The organism is Streptomyces sp. NPDC005803, from assembly GCF_040630435.1.
Taxonomy (GTDB): Bacteria; Actinomycetota; Actinomycetes; order Streptomycetales; family Streptomycetaceae; genus Streptomyces.
In genome coordinates, this window is sequence record NZ_JBEXXO010000039.1 from 1 (window position 1) to 15,338 (window position 15,338).

A 15,338-nucleotide genomic window follows, 5' to 3' on the forward strand; every position below is an offset into this window, starting at 1 on the left:
TCCGCGATCTCCCACAGCCCGTCCGGAACAATCCAACTCCACGTACCCCGCCCCATGACGAGCCCAACGAGCCAGCCCCACATAGGACACGGTCTTATGCCGCCACTCAGGTGGGCGGCGAGTGGTTTGAGATCTCGCGCCCGCTGTATTTGCCGATGGAGATGCGCTGGGAGAGAGCTGTCGCGGATGGCCTTGCCGGCGGCGTCTCCCACGCTTTTGGCATCTTCGACAAGACGCTGTGCGGGATCCAAGAAGTCGGCATGTCGCCGTCTGGCCACTGGTGGCTGCCGGAACGGGAGAACGCCTGTGGCGCGTGCCGGGAAGCGGCGCGTGTCATTGATGACCGCTGGCCGCATGCAATGAGGGGCGAGGACGCGCGGGTCAGTGTGACCCGTCGGCTCTGAGTCCTTCCAGTTCAGAGTCGACTCCCGGCTGAGCCTGCGGCTCATCAGGTCGATCATCGCGAGACAGACCATCGCTTCGGAGCGGTGCGGGTGGGTTTCGTGGTCGCGGGCGAGGCGGCGGTGGTGCATGAGCCAGCCGGTTGGGTCGGCCGCGCGGTGAGGTGCTCGCCGTGGGGCGAGTCCTGTTCCGCGCGGCCTCCCGCCGAACCGGACATGACGGTTTCCCTGTCATCCGGCTCTCCGATGACTACGGCGTGAGTGATCTGGCTGGCTGTTCCGAGTGGATGCGGTCGTGGCAGACAGCGCAGGCCACGACCGGACAGGGTTAGTCGCTGATGGCCGGGACGCGGCCGACGTAGGTGAGATCGTCGGCCTCGGCTCGGCTGACAGGGGAGGCCGAGTGTTGGACGTCCCGGGCGGTCACATCGTTGGCGCGGCAGTACCCCGCGATTCCTTCGAGCGCGCCGCGGGCGGTCACGAGGCGCATCGTTTGGCCGATCACGACGGCGAGTTCCGACTCGTGCTCGACTCGTGAGGATTCGGCGGGCAGCACAATGGCCTGACCGTTGCCGATGACAGCGCTGGGCGCCTTGAGGAAGATCTGGGGCCTTCGGGGTGCCGGGCGTCCGACCTGGGCCGCGTGGTTGGCGTAGTTCAGGCCGACCCCGATGATCTGCGCCGGACGGAGTCCGGGGCGACGCGGGTATCCGTGGGAATCACCAGGCTCCGGTGACAGGACTGCGGTCGGCCGTTGACCTGCTCTGGGCGATCCTCGCCACGATGCGGTCGAGCACGGGCAGGGCATGGGCCAGGAGGTGCTGCTCGTCGTCGTTCAGGCTGTCAGCGATTGTCCGGGCGAGCAGGCTGACGCGGTCGCGGCGGTCGGTTTCGATCGCGCTCGTCCCCTCCGGGGTCAACGCGAGGATCCTTTTGCGTGCGTCGGCCGGGTCGGGGCCGACGGCCAGGAATCCGGCTTCGGTGAGCTCTTTCACGGTGGCGGCCATCGTCTGGTGGCGCACTCCTCGGTTGGCCGCGAGGTCGGCAGTGGTCATCGGCCCTTGCCGGTCGAGCAGGTCCAGAACCGTCGCCGGGATCGAAGGGAGGCGGTCGGAGGACCGCGTGGCGCGGACGAGGGCGCCGACCGTGGTTCTCAAGGCGTCCGCGAGGCGGTCGGGTGAGGGCACGGGCTCTTGGGGCTGTTTGGGCATGTGGTCACGCTATCAGGAATACAGGAAAGGCTGTACAGTCCAGGCTGTACATATGAGGGAAGGGAAGTTCTGATGAAGCTGACCAAGCACGCGCATGCCTGCGTGACCGTGGCCAAGGAGGACGCGCAGATCGTCATCGATCCGGGCACTTTCACCCCCGATGCTGCGCAGGCGGTGGCAGCTGCCCATGCCTTGTTGATCACCCACGAGCACTTCGACCACTTCGACGAGGAGCTGATCGCAAGGGCGCTGGAGGCCAGGCCCGAGCTGCGGGTCTACGGACCGGCGTCGGTGGTCGAACGATGGTCGGCCCGCCGCGGCCAAGTCACCGTCGTGGCCGCGGGGGACAACGTCGCGGTCGCTGGCTTCGACGTCTCGGTCTTCGGTGACCTGCACGCCTCCATCCACCGCGACATCCCGCGCGTGGCAAACGTCGGCTACCTCGTCGACGGCCGCCTCTACCACCCCGGAGACGCCTACCACGTCCCGGACGCCCCCGTCGACACCCTGCTGCTCCCCACGAGCGGGCCCTGGACAAAGCTCGGCGATGCGGCCGACTACGTCAGAGAGGTCGCGCCCAACAACCTGATCCAGATCCATGAGGTCATGCTCGGCCCGATCGGACAGCAGTCGACCGCCCGTTTCCTGAGCCCGGAGATGCTCACCGAAGTACCCCTTGCGATCGTGCCGATCGGAGAGACCGTCACGGTATGAGTCTTGGTGTGTTCAGGCGGGGCGGCCGCGACAGGAGGGCGGCCGCCCCGCGCCTACCGTCGGCACGGGATCGCCTCCTGGACGACGGGATTCAAGAGGCGCCTCCGAGCCGAGCGGAGGCCATCGGCTCGGAGGCGCCGGTGGGATTCCGGACGGGTGGTACGTCGTCAGACCTGCGGGTTACGAAGCAGTCGGCGTTGCCGGCGCCTTCGTGAGGTGCCGGGCGAGGTAGTTGTTCCAGGTGTGGCGGAAGCTCTCCGCGAGCTGGGACTGCGGGGCGAACAGGTCGAAGGCGTGGTAGGCGCCAGGGTAGTTGTGCAGCTCGACGTCGACGCCGCAGGCGCGCAGGCGCGCGGCATAGTCGAGGCTCTCGTCGCGGAAGACGTCGAGTTCACCGACGCCGATGAAGGTCGGGGGCAGGCCGGCGAGGTTACTCGCTCGGGCGGCGGCGGCGTAGGGCGTGACGTCCTCGGTGCCGACGCGGTCGCCGAGGAGCGCCTGCCAGGCAAGGAGGTTGGTCGCGCGGTCCCAGATGCCGATGTCGGTGATCTCCCGGCTTGAGTCGGTCGTGTTGCGGTCGTCGAGCATCGGGTACTGCAGCAGCTGGAACAGGGGCGTCGCTGCGCCGCGGTCGCGGATCAGAAGCGCGGTGGCGGCGGCGATGCCTCCGCCACCGCTCTGGCCGGCTAGGCCGATGCGGGTGGGGTCGAGACCGAGATCGGCGGCATTGTCGCTGATCCACCGGTAGGCGGTGTATCCGTCCTCGGCGGCGCCGGGCGCGGGGGTTTCCGGGGCCAGGCGGTAGTCGACGGAGACGACGGCGCAGCCGAGTGCCGCGGACAGCTGCTTGAGCCAGGGTGCGTCCTGGGCGGCGAAGCCGAGCACCTGCCCACCGCCGTGGAACCACACGATGACCGGCAGCGGTTCGGGGGCGTTCTGCGGACGCAGCAGGAGGATGGGGACGTCGGGGGCCTCGGCGCGCGGTACCTGGATCTCGTGGGTGGTGACGGTGGGCTCGTCGGGGATGGTGTCGGCGATGGTTTCGGCGAGTGCGCGGACGGCCTCGCGTGTGGCGGGGATGTCGGTCAGGTCGAAGACGCCGTTGGGGCCGATCGGCATGGCCTGGAGTGCTGCGGCCAGTTCGCTGTCGATCGCGGGACGGGAGCGGGGCGTGGTTTGGCCCTTCCTGGAGTGAGGGCTGTGTCAAGGCACGGGAGGGGGGTCAGAGCGTCGGTGCGGCGAGGCAGTCGCCGCACCGACGCTCTGACCAGCAGGCCCGGGTGGCTGTGACCAGCCGAGCAGGGCCCAGATGTGGCGCGGGGAACAGGGGGCGGGCTCAGGTCGCGGGGGTTGCCGGGATGTCGAAGTAGTGGCCTTGACGGAGGTCTTCGATGAGGCCGGGCTGGACGGGTTTCCAGCCGAGGAGGTCCTGGGTCAGTGTGTGCGAGGAGGGGTTGTCGGCCGTGACGTGGCCACTGAGGAAGCCGAAGTGGGCGTCGGCCTCGGTCGCCGGGATGCTGGCCACGGGCAGGTTCAGCCCGCGGCCGATGGCCTCGGCGATCTCCCGGAAGGGGATGCCCTGGTCGTCGACGCCGTGCAGCCGCGACCCGGCCGGCGCGGATTCCAGCGCCAGCCGGTACAGGCGTGCCGCGTCGAGGGTGTTTACGGCGGGCCAGCGGTTGGCCCCGTCGCCGACGTAGGCGGCGACGCCCTTGGAGCGGGCGATGGAGATCAGGGTCGGGATGAAGCCGTTGTGGTCCAGCGTGCTGTGTACGGTCGGAGCAAGCCGGACGACGGACGAGCGGATGCCGCGTTCCGCGAGGGCGACCACCGCGTTCTCGGCGTCGACCCGCGGCCCTGCGTCGATCACGTCGGCTTCGGTGGCGGCGTCCTTGAGCCCCGCGGAGGCGAGCAGCATGGTTCCCGACGTGGTCACCAGAGGCTTGCCGGTGCCGGCGAGCGCGTTTGCGAGCGCCTCGATGGCGTACAGATCCGCCGTGACCGCGCTGGCGAAGTCGCCGGCGAACATGGCGTCGTGCTTGAAGGCCAGGTGGATGACGCCGTCGGCCGCGGCGGCGGCTGCGGCGAGGCCGTCGAGATCGTCGAGATCGCCTCGGTGCACCTCGGCTCCGGCAGCCGTCAACGCGGCGGCGGACTTGTCCGAGCGGGCCAGGCCGACGACCTGGTGTCCCGCTTGAAGGAGCTCGGGAACGACGGCGGAGCCGACGTGTCCGGAGGCTCCGGTGACGAATGCGCGCATGGTGCGTGCCTTCCTGCTGCGAGTTCCCCACCAGAAGGCGGGACCCTGATGTCAGTTCGTGACATCACCGTAGCGCCGATGTCAGGCTCTGTCATCACTTGGATGTCAGAATCTGTCATCGGGGGGGTAGCGTCGGAGCATGAGCCGATGGAAACCCGACGCGCGAGGCCGCCTGGAGAAGGCGGCGCTGGACCTCTACAACAACCAGGGCTTCGACGCCACCACCGTCACGGAGATCGCCACCCACGCCGGGGTCACCGAACGGACCTTCTACCGGCACTTCGCCGACAAACGAGAAGTCCTCTTCCCCGGCGACAACCCCCTCATCGCCCCCCTCGCCAACGCCACGGCCGCCGCCCCCGCCGCGCTCCCGCCGCTGGAGGTGATCGCCCACGCCCTGACCGAAGCAGCTCCCGTCTTCGAGGAACGCGAAGACCTAATACGGCAACGCCAGGCCGTCATCGCCGCCAACCCCGAACTCCAGGAACGCGAACTGGCCAAACTCGCCGCACTCGCCTCCACGCTCGCCCACGCGCTGCGCGAACGCGGTCTGGAAACCATCACCGCAGTACTCGCCGCGGAAATCGGGATCGCCGCGTTCAAGGTCGCCTTCGAACGCTGGGTCAACGACCCCGGCCGACACACCCTCGCCCAGCACATCCGGGAAACCCTGGACACCACCAGGCGCCTCACCACGACCGACGAACATGCCGCCACCACCGACGACTCGGCGGGGCCTATCAGGCTTGATTCATGACACTCCGGGCGGTCTGCTCAGGGCCGGTCTGGGCGGCGGGGCCGTAGGGGCCGGTAGCCGGCCGGGTCGAGTGTGGCGAGTTCGGTGTCGACTTCGACGTTGATGGTGCCGAAGAAGTTCACGTTCTCGCTATGGGCGGGGGAGATGGGGGCGAGGAGTTCGTCGTCGACCGCGCGGCCCTCGGCTCGCATCTGGGCCGGGCGAAGCGCGGAGTCTGCCCTGCGCGCGTCCCACAGCCGCACGGTGCGGCCGTCGTCGGCCGCCGGGAGGTTGCCGCTGAGGGCGAACGCCGGTTTTTCTGGGAGCCGGGTCCAGTCGACGACGCGGACGACGCGGTGCCGTTCGCCCGTCGCCGTGTCCCACGCCTTGCTGTCGTTGTTCTGTGGGGCGCAGGTCGAGCAGGAGAAGGGGGAAGCCGGTGGGGCTGAACCGGACGCCGACTGCGGGGATGGGAAGGAATTGTCATCGATGGTGTGGCGGAGTCTGCGCGTCCTCACGTCCCACAGTTCGCCGACGACGGCGCTCATGGTCAGCCCGACGGTCAGCGTGGCCCCGTCCGGGCTGAACGCGACGGAGTCCGCCTTCTCGCCCCGGCCGGCGAGGCGGGTGCGGAGCGTCCGGTCCGTGCGTCCCACAACCGGATAACCCCGGGTGTCGTCGGTGGCGAGGAGGGAACTGTTCCGGGCTGAACACCACCGACGTCACGTCCCCGGTGTGGTGCGCCAGCGTGGCCCGGGGTCTGCCGGTGCGCGCAGGCTCCGCGCGCGAGTTCGTGGATTCTCGGAGCTGCGTGGCGAGGCGCCCATCACGCTGATGCGGCCCCGAACAACGTCGCTGAACTGCCAGTGGCGCGCTATCCGAGAGGAGGCTGGCCACCCATGGCGCTGAGTGTCGCGCCGTTGACGTAGCTGGCGTCGGGGGAGGCCATGAAGGCGATGGCTCCTGCGATTTCCTCGGGGTCGGCGAGGCGCTGAAGAGCGACGGCTTGCCCGGCGGATTCGAAGGCGTTGCCATAGACGGCGGTGCCTTCGGTGCGGGTGGGGCCTGCGGCGACGGCGTTGACGCGGACTCCGGCGGGTCCATATTCGGAGGCCCAGACGCGGGTGAGGGATTCCAGAGCGGCTTTGGTGGCTCCGTAGATGCCGCTGCCGAGGCCGGGGGTACCGGCAGCGCCGCTGCTGACGTTGATGATCGCGCCGTGTCCGCGCTCGGTCATGCCGGGGGCGAGTGCCTGGACGAGGAGGTAGGGGGCGCGCAGGTTGATGGCGATGTGGGCGTCGAAGGTGGCGGGGGTGGTGTCGGCGGTGCGGGCAAAGTGGAAGATGCCCGCGTTGTTGACCAGGATGTCGACTTGTCCGGCGCGTTCGGTCAAAGTGGTCACCTGCGCGGGGTTGGACAGGTCGGCGGGCTCGAAGCGGGCCTTGGCCCCGAGGGCCGTGATGCGCTGGAGGGTGTCGGCGGCGCGCTGCTCGTTGCGGCCGTGGACGATGATGTCGGCGCCGCGGGCGGCCAGGGCCAGGGCGGTGGCCCGGCCGATGCCGGCGGTGGCGCCGGTGACCAGGGCGGTCTGCTGAGCGAGGTCGTGGTGCATGGTCGTGCTCGTTCCTGTGTGTGGTCGGCTGCTGGTGAGCGGTGGGTTACCGGGTGCGCTGGGCGGTCAGGACGGTGTCGTGAATGGTGACCTGCCGGCCGTCTGGTGTGGTGGCCGTGCGAGGGCGGGCGGCGCGGGTGATTGCCTTCCAGGCGGTTACGGGGAGGTCGTCGATGAGGTCGTCGGCGGTATAGAAGATGTCGGGCTCGGGCGGGCGGGGCATGGCGGTGTCCAGGTCGCTGGGGTGGTGGCCGATGATCACCAGGTGTCCTTCGTGGGCGACCCGGGAGGCGAGTGCGGCGAAGACGGCGCGTCTCAGCGGGGAGGGGAAATGGAGGAATGAGGCGGTGACCAGGTCGTAGCGGGGCGCACTGTTGTCGGGCGTCCAGGTGCGGATGTCGGCCTGCTGCCAGCTGAGGTGGCCGGCCAGCGCGGCCGGGGTGTGTTTGGCTGCGCGGGCGAGGGCCTGAGCGGAGAAGTCGGTGCCGGTGACGTACCAGCCCGTCTGGGCCAGCCAGATGGCGTCGGCGCCCTCACCGCATCCCGCCTCCAGCGCCGTACCGTGCGCGAGCGCGGTCGTTTCCTCGACAAGGGCGGGGTTGGGCTGCCCGCTCCATAGTGGGTTGGGGTGGTTGTAGCGCTGGTCCCAGAAGGTGGCTTCGTATCGTGGGTCGGTGTCACTCATCGGGCTCTCCATGCCTGGTCGGTCAGGGGTGATCAAGCGGGGGTGATGCCGGGTGCGGGGATGCGGCGCGCCCAGACGCCGAACAGGACCAGTCCGGCCAGGGGGAACGCGGCTGTGGCGAGCAGCGTCGGGCCCAGGCCGTTGCCCAGGCCGCCGGTGGCGGAGAGCACGCTGGTCAGGATGGCCAGGCCCATGCCGCCGCCGAGTTGCTGCAGGCCCTGGTTGAGGCTGGCGATGGCGCTTATGTGCTCGGCTGGGGCCTGGTGCATGATCACAGCGGTGACGGGGGCGAAGGTGGCCCCGGCACCCGCACCGAGCAGGATCGAGGGCAGCAGCACGGTGACGACCGACGGGTTCGCGTCGGCGGCCACGAAGGCCATCCAGGCGATACCCAGCACCAGCCCTGTAAGACCCACGCTCCCGATGACGCGCTCACCAAGTTCCGGCAGCAGCCGAGGGGTGAGCTGGTTGGTGGCGATCAGGCCGAGGGTGAAGGGCACCAGAGCCAGACCGGTCTGGATCGGGGTGAAGCCCAGCACCTGCTGGGTGAGCAGGGTGGTGAAGAACAGGAAGCCGACCTGTCCGGCCGGAATGACGAGCATCGACAGCAGAGGTCCTGCACTGCGCATGGAGGAGAAGAACGCCAGTGGCATCACCGGATGCGGATGCCTGCGCTCACACATCACTAGTGCCACGAGGGCGAGTACGGCGACGGTGAATGCCCCCAGCACCAAGGCGCTGCTCCAGCCGCGATCGGCGGCGGAGGTGAAGGCGAACACCAGCGCCACCATCGTCAGGACCGAGGCCGTGGCGCCGCCGATGTCCAGCGAGGTGCGCCGACGTTTCATCTCCGGCAGATTGCGCACCGCGCCCAGCAGGACCAACAGGCCGATGGGGGCGTTGACGAACATCACCCACTGCCAGCCCAGGGTCTGCGTCAGAACCCCGCCCGCCAGCAGCCCCACCGCGGCCCCTGCACCCACGGCCAGGACGAACATTGCCACCGCGCGGGAGCGCTGCGGGCCCGGCGCGGTGATCCCCATCAGCAGCACCATCACGCTGGGCGCCGCCATGGCCGCCCCCACCCCCTGCAGGGCTCGCGCCGCCACCAGGACCCCGGCTGAACCCGCGAAACCCCCGGCGACGGAGGCGATCACGAAGACGATGACGCCCAGGACCAGAGCGCGGCGGGCGCCGATCATGGAGCCGACCTTGCCGCTGAGCAGGATCAGGCCGCCGAAGGTCAGCGCGTAGGCGGTGACCACCCAGGACAGGCCCGCGCTGGAAAAGCCAAGTTCGTGGCCGATGTCGGGCAGGGCCACGTTCACGATTGAGGTGTCTACGACAAACATCAGCTGCGTCAGTACCAGGATCACCACGGCCGGCCCCACCGGACCACGACGCACAGCCACCGCTGGTCCGGGCGGCGCTACGGCCCGCTGCGCGTCCGGCGCCTCGGTTTTGCCGGCGTGACTCATCTTGTCTCCCATTCCGTACGGCGGACCCATTCCGGGCGCCTGCCCCTCACCGTCTCCCTGCTCCCGACAATGCGCAAAGATCCTTGCTGCCGTGGCAAGGTTGAGAGATGGACGAAGAGACGCAATCGACGATGGCGGCGGTTGGCCCCCGCCTTAAAGGGCTGCGCACCCAGCGCAGCCTCTCCCTGACGGCCCTGGCCGAGGCCACCGGGATCTCACTCAGCACGCTCTCGCGCCTGGAGTCCGGCCTGCGCCGTCCCACCCTCGAACTGCTCTTGCCCCTGGCCCGGGAGCTGCGCGTGGACATCGGCCAGCTCATCGGCGCACCGCAGACGGGAGACCCCCGCCTGCACCTGCAGCCTGTCACCCGGCACGGCATGACCATGCTCCCGCTCACGAGGCGTGCGGGAAGCCTGCAAGCCTACAAATTGATCATCGCGCCGAATATGCGCTCACCCGAACCCGAGCAGGCCAGCCACGAAGGCTACGAATGGATCTACGTCCTCGACGGCCGCCTACGCCTGGTGTTGGGAGACAACGACCTGATCATGGGCCCCGGCGAGGCCGCCGAATTCGACGCCCGCACCCCCCACTGGTTCGGCAACGCCGACGACCACCCCGTCGAGATCCTCAGCCTCCTTGGCCATCAAGGGGAACGCGCGCACCTACGCGCCCGCACTCTCCCGCCAAGTGGGCGCACACCGAATTGATTGCGCTCGATGCGCCGTCAGCGGACCCGATGTGACGCCGCCGGGCAGCTTGCCGCAGGGTCCGACGCGCTGGGCCCGACCGTGTCCTGCATCTACGACCTGGTGGTCCTTGCCGGCCGTTTCCGGCTTGGCGAGGGTGCAGTGGGGGACCAGGCCGCCCAATGCACGCACACCAGCCCACTTGATCTGCAGTTGTCGCGATGCACACCGCACAGGGGACATGCAAACGTCTGAGCTGAGGTACGCCCGTTTGCCGTCCAAGCACCTCGTGCCCCCATCACCCTCCGGTCCACCGCGTGGGAGGGCTCAGCGGCCTGCTTCTTCTCGCGCATCGAATGCCTCACGAGCGCGCGTGATGACGGGCATGTTCGCCGAGGCCCACGCCAGCAACGTGTCGATGGGGGGCCGCAGGGACTTGCCGAAACCGGTGATCCGATAGCTGACGGCCACCGGGCGGGTGGAGACGACCTCGCGCTCGATCACGCCGTTCCGCTCGAGTCGCCGCAGCGTCGCTGTCAGCGACTTCTGCGTGACCTGCGGGATGGCCCGGCGCAACTCGTTGAAGCGGCAGGGGCGTTCGCACAGTTCGCTGAGGACGCTGAGCGACCACTTGTCCAATACCTGGTCGAGGAGTTCGCGATGCGGAGGGCCGATGAGGAACTCGTCCTCGGTATCCATGGAGAAACCTGGTCTCGTTGAAGTGTCTCTATTCCACTAAGTAGCTTACGGATACCTGACTCAGAGGGAGAAGAACACTGATGACCGTCCACCACTTCACGCCGGAAGGCATGACGCAACCAGCTCCGTACCACCACGTGGCCGTCGGTACCGGCGCGACACACGTCCACGTCGCCGGGCAGGTCGCACGCCGGGCCGATGGGACTCCGGTCGCTCCCGGCGACATGGCCGGTCAGGTCGCCCAGGCGCTGCGCAACACCGCCGTCGGGCTGGCGGGCGCGGGCGCGTCGTTCGCGGACGTGCTGCGCCTGACGTTTTACGTGACCCGTTGGAGCCCGGAGAAGATCGGCGACTTCATGGCCGGTGTGGAGGCCGTCGCCGAGGAGATCGGGCTCCAGATCCCCATGCCGCCCGCTTCCCTGATCGGTGTCGAGTACCTCTTTGAGCCGGATGTGCTCGTGGAAGTCGAAGCGACTGCACTGATTGACTGACCTCCGAGGCTCGGCTGGAGAGCAACGGCGGTCCTGCGGAAGGCTTCTGGGCCAGACCTTCGTTCCGGCTGGACGCCTGTGCCCCTACGCGAGGCGTGCCCAGGGGCGAAATGCTGTCTGGGGTGGCGGACTTGCCGGCATCGGGGCCTGCGGTCGAATCCGGTCACGCGGACACCGCCGAGATCGGAGCGGCGGGCGCGTTACCTCGCGCACGCGCCGCCGCTCCGCCTCAGGGCTCACAGCCCAGGTGTCAGAAACCAGAACACCCATGCCTTCGGAACCCGCAGAACCCGGCCTCGTGGAGGAGCTGGTCCAGCAGCATGTCTTCGCCCTTCCCGCCCTTCCCGCCCTTGAACGGGGCGCGCCAGTGGCCCGTGCTCGCGTAGAACTACGCCCCCTGGGCTCGCCCCTCGCTTCAGCACGGGCAGGTCGAGGCGGCGTCGCTGTTGCCGTCACCGATGCCGATGACGTCCTTGGACTTGTTCCAGCCCGCCCCGACCTCCGTACAGGCTGCGAAGGTGCCGTCGCCCTTGCCGAGGTAGAGCCAGAAGACACCGGCCTGCTCGATCTCTCGCGTGCCGTTCTCGACTCCGCCCACGTGAGGGCTACTGGGCCGTGGGCCGTGGGCAGCCCGAGCTGCCGGTAGGTGTGCCGCCCGGCCTGCCCGGTGGGCTGCGGCCTGCGCATGACAAGGGTGCTGCAGATGACCCGTCCTGAAGACCTGACGGAAGTGCAATGAACTCGAGGAGGGCAGAGCGACGATGCGGAGAGCACCTCCCCAATATAGCGATGATATGGATCTGTTGCGCTTTCGAGCGGAGTCTATATATCGTTGCTATATGACGAAGGAAGCTTCGCCGGCCCGGCGAACCCGCGCGCTGATCATCGACGCAGCTGCCGATCTCCTGGCGGCATCGGCACGTGGAGAGTTCTCGACCCGTGAGGTGTGCGAGGCAGCCGGCGTTGCGGCGCCGACCCTGTACCACCACTTCGGTGACAAGGACGGACTGCTGCGGGAGGTGGCGGAGGACAGGTTCAGCCGCTACTTGACCCGCAAGCAGGCCTTGGAGACGACCGGCGATCCGGTTGAGAATTTTCTACGCGGCTGGAACATGCACGTGGAGTTCGGGGTGACCAACCCCGCGCTCTACACCATCATGTACGGCTGCCCGATGGACGGCCGTACAGCCCCGGCGGAACACGCCCATGCCGTTCTCGTGACGATGATGCGCGAGCTGGAGAGGGCCGGACGGCTGCGCATGCCGGCCGAGACGGCCGCGGACATGGTGGACTCGGCCGCGGTAGGGCTCACGTTGCACCTGATCCGCACCCGCGCGGGGGTCGACGACCACCTGTCAGCCATCGTGCGTGACGCCGTCACCGCGGCCGTCATCAGCCCGCCGGCCGTCCCCGGAGCGCCTTCGGTGACGCCGCAGCTTGTGCGAGCTGCCGCGCAACTGGAAGCAGAGATGCCGCATGGACCCGTCGGCACGCTGCGTGCCTCGGAAACCACGCTGCTGCGCGAATGGCTGACCCAGCTGTCCGTGCTCAGCATCGCGGCAGGCGGTGCCCCGTCCTGACGGGGCTCTCCAGAGCGGCTGGCCACACGACGGGCAGGTCCCCTCGACCGCAGAACCAACATGAGAGAGAAGCACATGAGCGGCATCCAGCAGGAACAGGTCCACAGCGAAGAGGAGATCCAGGGCATCCTGGACGGCATCGCGCAGGGTTTCGGCCATCCCATGCGCTCGCCGATCCTCAAGACCCCGGGCGACTACGGCCTGGCTTTTCAGGAGGTGTCTTTCCCCTCCATGGACGGCGTGCCGCTGGAAGCCTGGTACATCCCCTGCGATGGATCGGACAAGCTGATCATCGCCAACCACCCCCTGTGGTTCAACCGTTACGGTTTTCCCGCCCACCTGGAGCCCTGGAAGTCGATCGGGGCAATCGCCGGCAACGACTTCGAGGTCGACTTCGTTCCCGACTACCGCATCCTCCACGAGGCCGGATACAACGTCCTCACCTACGACATGCGCAACCTCGGCCACAGCGGAACCGGAAACGGCGGCATCGGCAGCGGCGGCCGCTTCGAAGCCCGCGATGTCGTCGGCTCTCTGCAGTACGTGCGAGGCCGCGAAGACCTCAAGAACATGACCATCGGCCTGTTCAGTCGTTGCCAGGGGTCGAACGCGACCATGTTCGCCATGCAGATGTACCCCGAACACTTCGAAGGCGTGCGCTGCGTCGTTTCTCCTCAGCCACTGTCGGTCGGCGTCACCATGCAGCGCACCCTGGAGATGCTGGGCCTGCCCGAGCGCATCGCCGAGCTGGAGGAAAAGGTTCGCCTGATCGTCAGCTTCCCCTTCTCCGAGATGTCGCCGGTCGAGGCCGCCAAGAGCGTTACCACCCCCACCTTCCTCTACCAGGTCCACGACGACCTGCTGACTCGCCCCGACGACGTCCAGGCGATGTTCGACAACATCCCGATCGAAGACAAGAAACTCGTCTGGGTCCACGGAACCACCGCCCGCTGGGACGGCTACCTGCACTTCCAGCGCGAGCCCAAGGAAATGCTGAACTGGTTCGCCACCCACATGAAGTAGCCCCAGCCCGCAACAACAGCACCAGAAAAAGGGCGGGTCAAGCCGTTACCGGCTTGACCCGCCCCCCAGCACGTCACGTCCCGGTGCACCTCGACGTGCCGGAGATCGAGGTGATGTGGACCGACCGTCCTGACCCGCTCGCACCCGTCGGAGCCCGTGGACTCGGAGAGATCGGCATCACCCGGGTCGCCGCGGCGGTAGCCAACGGTCTACAGCGCAACCGGTCGCCGCGTGCGCAACCCGCCCCCACGTTGGACAAGTTGATCTAACGCCCATATCGGGCCGGCTTCGGCGCGAGACGCACGCCAGACAACGTCGGGCACAACACAGAAGGGCTCCTCCGCGTCAGTCCGAGCGTAGCCGTTCACATTCTGGTTGCTCGTCGCCCGACTGCTCGTGTCAGGTGACCCTGTCGTCAGGATCGGTTTGGTACAGGTAGAGATTCATTGCACGCATCATCTTGCGCAGGTCGCGGCCGAGCCCGAGCCGCTGCTCGTCGTCCAAGAAGGCGAGAGCCCGCTCTTCGGCCGCTCCTGTGGCAATGTGCGCGCGCGACAAGAGCTCCCTTCCCTCCGGAGTGATACGTACCTGAAGGATGCGGCCGTGTGTCGGGTGCGGCTCCCGGCGGACTAGTCGGCGCTCCAGCAATCCGGCGATAGCGGTCGACATGGACTGTGCGGTGATGCCGTTCCTCTCCGCCATCGTTGCTGCAGACAGAGCCTCGGGGTCGACGAGACCCAGCTGCGCGAGTGCGCCGTACTGCGCATGCGTCAGCGGAAAGCACCGAAGCGCCTTGTCGACGTCATGGGCGAGCGCCGTGCTGACCCGCCGCAACAGGTACGTCAGTCGCCGCTCGAAGTTCTCCGCCATCTCGCTCTCTGCCTCTGTTCTGCGGGGCCGAGCGCCCCTGTGCCAGCGGATAGTCAGGCTACCCGACCTTCATTAATGTCAAGCAACTGATAAGGTGGCTGATATCTAGCTCGGAGGATCACATGGACACCAGTCCCGCACGAACAGTCGTTGTCACCGGAGCAGCCGGGGGCATCGGTTCGGAGATCGTCGATCGGTTCCTGGTTGCCGGTGACACGGTCGTCGCCTCGGACCTTTCAGGCGCAACGCTCAAGACGTGGCGCACCCGCTGGGACACCGATGCGGCAGGCGGAAGGTGCGAACGGCTGCACACCGTGGCCGCGGACATCGGGAGCGAGGACAGCGTTGCCGCGTTCGCCGACACGGTTCGGCAGCGGTTCGGTGCCGCCGACGTCCTCATCAACAATGCCGGGTTCTTCTCGCACACACTCTTCGAGGAGATGAGCACCGAGGAGTGGCGCAGGATCCTCGACATCAACCTGACCGGTACCTTCCTCATGATCCGCGCATTCGTCCCACTCATGAAGGAGGGCCGCCGGGGACGCATTGTCAATATCGGATCCGGGTCAGTCCATAACGGCACCCCCCAGCAGGCCCACTACGTGGCGGCGAAGGGAGGCGTCATGGGCCTGTCCCGCGTCCTGGCTCGCGAACTCGCCCAGTACGACATCACCGTCAACCTGCTCACGCCGGGCCTCACCATTACTCCCATGACAGCCGGGGTACTGCCCGAACCTCTCCTGGAGATGCAGCGGAACCTGCGCTCCTTCCACCGCGATGAAACGCCCGCAGATCTCGTAGGAACGATCTTCTTCCTCGCATCCGAGGACGCAGCATTCCTCACCGGCCAGACCCTGAATGTTGACGGGGGGCTGTATTTCGTATGAGG

General features: G+C 68.0%; 19 protein-coding genes and 1 pseudogene. 8 read left to right on the plus strand and 12 right to left on the minus strand.

The features are described from left to right. Positions 1 to 404 (plus strand): hypothetical protein (locus ABZ454_RS35335; protein ID WP_359543601.1); only part of this gene is annotated, 404 nt, incomplete at its 5' end. On the opposite strand, the pseudogene ABZ454_RS35340 reads toward ABZ454_RS35335, so the two are convergent. From ABZ454_RS35340 to ABZ454_RS35350, 3 genes and pseudogenes are all read right to left on the minus strand, one after another. Then, positions 402 to 551: pseudogene (locus ABZ454_RS35340) on the minus strand (IS5/IS1182 family transposase); the annotation flags it as partial. The gene ABZ454_RS35335 and the pseudogene ABZ454_RS35340 sit on opposite strands and share 3 nt — an antisense overlap. Before the next feature lie 178 nt (positions 552 to 729). Then, complete coding sequence (locus ABZ454_RS35345; protein ID WP_359543602.1) at positions 730 to 1,209, minus strand: fumarylacetoacetate hydrolase family protein; 480 nt, start codon at positions 1,207 to 1,209, stop codon at positions 730 to 732. After that, on the minus strand, positions 1,121 to 1,612 hold the full coding sequence (locus ABZ454_RS35350; protein WP_359543603.1) for a MarR family transcriptional regulator: 492 nt from the start codon (positions 1,610 to 1,612) through the stop codon (positions 1,121 to 1,123). The genes ABZ454_RS35345 and ABZ454_RS35350 overlap by 89 nt, the downstream gene beginning before the upstream one ends. A gap of 72 nt (positions 1,613 to 1,684) precedes the next feature. Between ABZ454_RS35350 and ABZ454_RS35355 the strand changes: the two genes are divergently transcribed. Continuing rightward, complete coding sequence (locus ABZ454_RS35355; protein ID WP_359543604.1) at positions 1,685 to 2,326, plus strand: MBL fold metallo-hydrolase; 642 nt, start codon at positions 1,685 to 1,687, stop codon at positions 2,324 to 2,326. Positions 2,327 to 2,506: 180 nt separating this feature from the next. On the opposite strand, the gene ABZ454_RS35360 is transcribed toward ABZ454_RS35355, so the two are convergent. Continuing rightward, positions 2,507 to 3,445, minus strand: coding sequence for an alpha/beta hydrolase (locus ABZ454_RS35360; RefSeq protein WP_359543605.1), 939 nt, complete (start codon positions 3,443 to 3,445; stop codon positions 2,507 to 2,509). A 217-nt stretch (positions 3,446 to 3,662) separates the two neighbouring features. Beyond that, positions 3,663 to 4,586, minus strand: a complete 924-nt coding sequence (locus ABZ454_RS35365; RefSeq protein ID WP_359543606.1) for an SDR family oxidoreductase — start codon at positions 4,584 to 4,586, stop codon at positions 3,663 to 3,665. Between the two features lie 139 nt (positions 4,587 to 4,725). Between ABZ454_RS35365 and ABZ454_RS35370 the strand changes: the two genes are divergently transcribed. Beyond that, on the plus strand, positions 4,726 to 5,343 hold the full coding sequence (locus tag ABZ454_RS35370; protein WP_359543607.1) for a TetR family transcriptional regulator: 618 nt from the start codon (positions 4,726 to 4,728) through the stop codon (positions 5,341 to 5,343). Positions 5,344 to 5,360: 17 nt separating this feature from the next. Here the strand turns inward: ABZ454_RS35370 and ABZ454_RS35375 are convergent, their stop codons facing one another. The 4 genes from ABZ454_RS35375 to ABZ454_RS35390 all read right to left on the minus strand — a co-directional run bounded on the left by ABZ454_RS35375 (position 5,361) and on the right by ABZ454_RS35390 (position 9,127). Next, positions 5,361 to 5,978, minus strand: coding sequence for a hypothetical protein (locus tag ABZ454_RS35375; RefSeq protein WP_359543608.1), 618 nt, complete (start codon positions 5,976 to 5,978; stop codon positions 5,361 to 5,363). Positions 5,979 to 6,196: 218 nt separating this feature from the next. Beyond that, positions 6,197 to 6,934 carry an SDR family oxidoreductase gene (locus ABZ454_RS35380; protein ID WP_359543609.1) on the minus strand — a complete coding sequence of 246 codons (738 nt, stop codon included), beginning with the start codon at positions 6,932 to 6,934 and terminating at the stop codon, positions 6,197 to 6,199. A 46-nt stretch (positions 6,935 to 6,980) separates the two neighbouring features. Beyond that, complete coding sequence (locus ABZ454_RS35385; protein WP_359543610.1) at positions 6,981 to 7,619, minus strand: class I SAM-dependent methyltransferase; 639 nt, start codon at positions 7,617 to 7,619, stop codon at positions 6,981 to 6,983. Between the two features lie 32 nt (positions 7,620 to 7,651). After that, positions 7,652 to 9,127: an MFS transporter gene (locus tag ABZ454_RS35390; protein ID WP_359543611.1), complete on the minus strand. Its 1,476-nt coding sequence runs from the start codon at positions 9,125 to 9,127 to the stop codon at positions 7,652 to 7,654. A 77-nt stretch (positions 9,128 to 9,204) separates the two neighbouring features. Between ABZ454_RS35390 and ABZ454_RS35395 the strand changes: the two genes are divergently transcribed. Then, a complete protein-coding gene (locus ABZ454_RS35395; RefSeq protein WP_359543612.1) occupies positions 9,205 to 9,807 on the plus strand; it encodes an XRE family transcriptional regulator in 603 nt (200 codons plus the stop codon). Positions 9,808 to 10,113: 306 nt separating this feature from the next. Here ABZ454_RS35395 and ABZ454_RS35400 read toward each other — a convergent pair whose 3' ends face one another. Further along, positions 10,114 to 10,485, minus strand: coding sequence for a helix-turn-helix domain-containing protein (locus ABZ454_RS35400; RefSeq protein ID WP_359543613.1), 372 nt, complete (start codon positions 10,483 to 10,485; stop codon positions 10,114 to 10,116). A gap of 80 nt (positions 10,486 to 10,565) precedes the next feature. Between ABZ454_RS35400 and ABZ454_RS35405 the strand changes: the two genes are divergently transcribed. Continuing rightward, positions 10,566 to 10,976 (plus strand): RidA family protein, encoded by a 411-nt coding sequence (locus tag ABZ454_RS35405; RefSeq protein ID WP_359543614.1) that lies wholly within the window; start codon positions 10,566 to 10,568, stop codon positions 10,974 to 10,976. 415 nt (positions 10,977 to 11,391) lie between these two features. Here the strand turns inward: ABZ454_RS35405 and ABZ454_RS35410 are convergent, their stop codons facing one another. After that, on the minus strand, positions 11,392 to 11,574 hold the full coding sequence (locus ABZ454_RS35410; protein WP_359543615.1) for a hypothetical protein: 183 nt from the start codon (positions 11,572 to 11,574) through the stop codon (positions 11,392 to 11,394). Positions 11,575 to 11,815: 241 nt separating this feature from the next. On the opposite strand from ABZ454_RS35410, the gene ABZ454_RS35415 reads away from it, so the two are divergent. Together ABZ454_RS35415 and ABZ454_RS35420 are read left to right on the plus strand one after the other, a co-directional pair. Next, positions 11,816 to 12,556, plus strand: a complete 741-nt coding sequence (locus tag ABZ454_RS35415) for a TetR/AcrR family transcriptional regulator (RefSeq protein WP_359543616.1) — start codon at positions 11,816 to 11,818, stop codon at positions 12,554 to 12,556. A gap of 75 nt (positions 12,557 to 12,631) precedes the next feature. Continuing rightward, positions 12,632 to 13,579 carry an alpha/beta hydrolase gene (locus tag ABZ454_RS35420; protein ID WP_359543617.1) on the plus strand — a complete coding sequence of 316 codons (948 nt, stop codon included), beginning with the start codon at positions 12,632 to 12,634 and terminating at the stop codon, positions 13,577 to 13,579. 399 nt (positions 13,580 to 13,978) lie between these two features. Here the strand turns inward: ABZ454_RS35420 and ABZ454_RS35425 are convergent, their stop codons facing one another. Then, on the minus strand, positions 13,979 to 14,449 hold the full coding sequence (locus tag ABZ454_RS35425; protein ID WP_359543618.1) for a MarR family transcriptional regulator: 471 nt from the start codon (positions 14,447 to 14,449) through the stop codon (positions 13,979 to 13,981). A gap of 122 nt (positions 14,450 to 14,571) precedes the next feature. On the opposite strand from ABZ454_RS35425, the gene ABZ454_RS35430 reads away from it, so the two are divergent. Then, positions 14,572 to 15,336 carry an SDR family NAD(P)-dependent oxidoreductase gene (locus ABZ454_RS35430; protein ID WP_359543619.1) on the plus strand — a complete coding sequence of 255 codons (765 nt, stop codon included), beginning with the start codon at positions 14,572 to 14,574 and terminating at the stop codon, positions 15,334 to 15,336. The last annotated feature ends 2 nt before the right edge of the window (positions 15,337 to 15,338 follow it).

Coding starts and splice junctions, on each gene's coding strand:
- ABZ454_RS35395 (WP_359543612.1), top strand. CDS start 9,205: ATGGACGAAGAGACGCAATCGACGATGGCGGCGGTTGGCCCCCGCCTT.
- ABZ454_RS35345 (WP_359543602.1), bottom strand. CDS start 1,209: ATGCCCTGCCCGTGCTCGACCGCATCGTGGCGAGGATCGCCCAGAGCA.
- ABZ454_RS35355 (WP_359543604.1), top strand. CDS start 1,685: ATGAAGCTGACCAAGCACGCGCATGCCTGCGTGACCGTGGCCAAGGAG.
- ABZ454_RS35360 (WP_359543605.1), bottom strand. CDS start 3,445: ATGCCGATCGGCCCCAACGGCGTCTTCGACCTGACCGACATCCCCGCC.
- ABZ454_RS35405 (WP_359543614.1), top strand. CDS start 10,566: ATGACCGTCCACCACTTCACGCCGGAAGGCATGACGCAACCAGCTCCG.
- ABZ454_RS35420 (WP_359543617.1), top strand. CDS start 12,632: ATGAGCGGCATCCAGCAGGAACAGGTCCACAGCGAAGAGGAGATCCAG.
- ABZ454_RS35415 (WP_359543616.1), top strand. CDS start 11,816: ATGACGAAGGAAGCTTCGCCGGCCCGGCGAACCCGCGCGCTGATCATC.
- ABZ454_RS35380 (WP_359543609.1), bottom strand. CDS start 6,934: ATGCACCACGACCTCGCTCAGCAGACCGCCCTGGTCACCGGCGCCACC.
- ABZ454_RS35425 (WP_359543618.1), bottom strand. CDS start 14,449: ATGGCGGAGAACTTCGAGCGGCGACTGACGTACCTGTTGCGGCGGGTC.
- ABZ454_RS35365 (WP_359543606.1), bottom strand. CDS start 4,586: ATGCGCGCATTCGTCACCGGAGCCTCCGGACACGTCGGCTCCGCCGTC.
- ABZ454_RS35390 (WP_359543611.1), bottom strand. CDS start 9,127: ATGGGTCCGCCGTACGGAATGGGAGACAAGATGAGTCACGCCGGCAAA.
- ABZ454_RS35400 (WP_359543613.1), bottom strand. CDS start 10,485: ATGGATACCGAGGACGAGTTCCTCATCGGCCCTCCGCATCGCGAACTC.
- ABZ454_RS35350 (WP_359543603.1), bottom strand. CDS start 1,612: ATGCCCAAACAGCCCCAAGAGCCCGTGCCCTCACCCGACCGCCTCGCG.
- ABZ454_RS35385 (WP_359543610.1), bottom strand. CDS start 7,619: ATGAGTGACACCGACCCACGATACGAAGCCACCTTCTGGGACCAGCGC.
- ABZ454_RS35430 (WP_359543619.1), top strand. CDS start 14,572: ATGGACACCAGTCCCGCACGAACAGTCGTTGTCACCGGAGCAGCCGGG.
- ABZ454_RS35370 (WP_359543607.1), top strand. CDS start 4,726: ATGAGCCGATGGAAACCCGACGCGCGAGGCCGCCTGGAGAAGGCGGCG.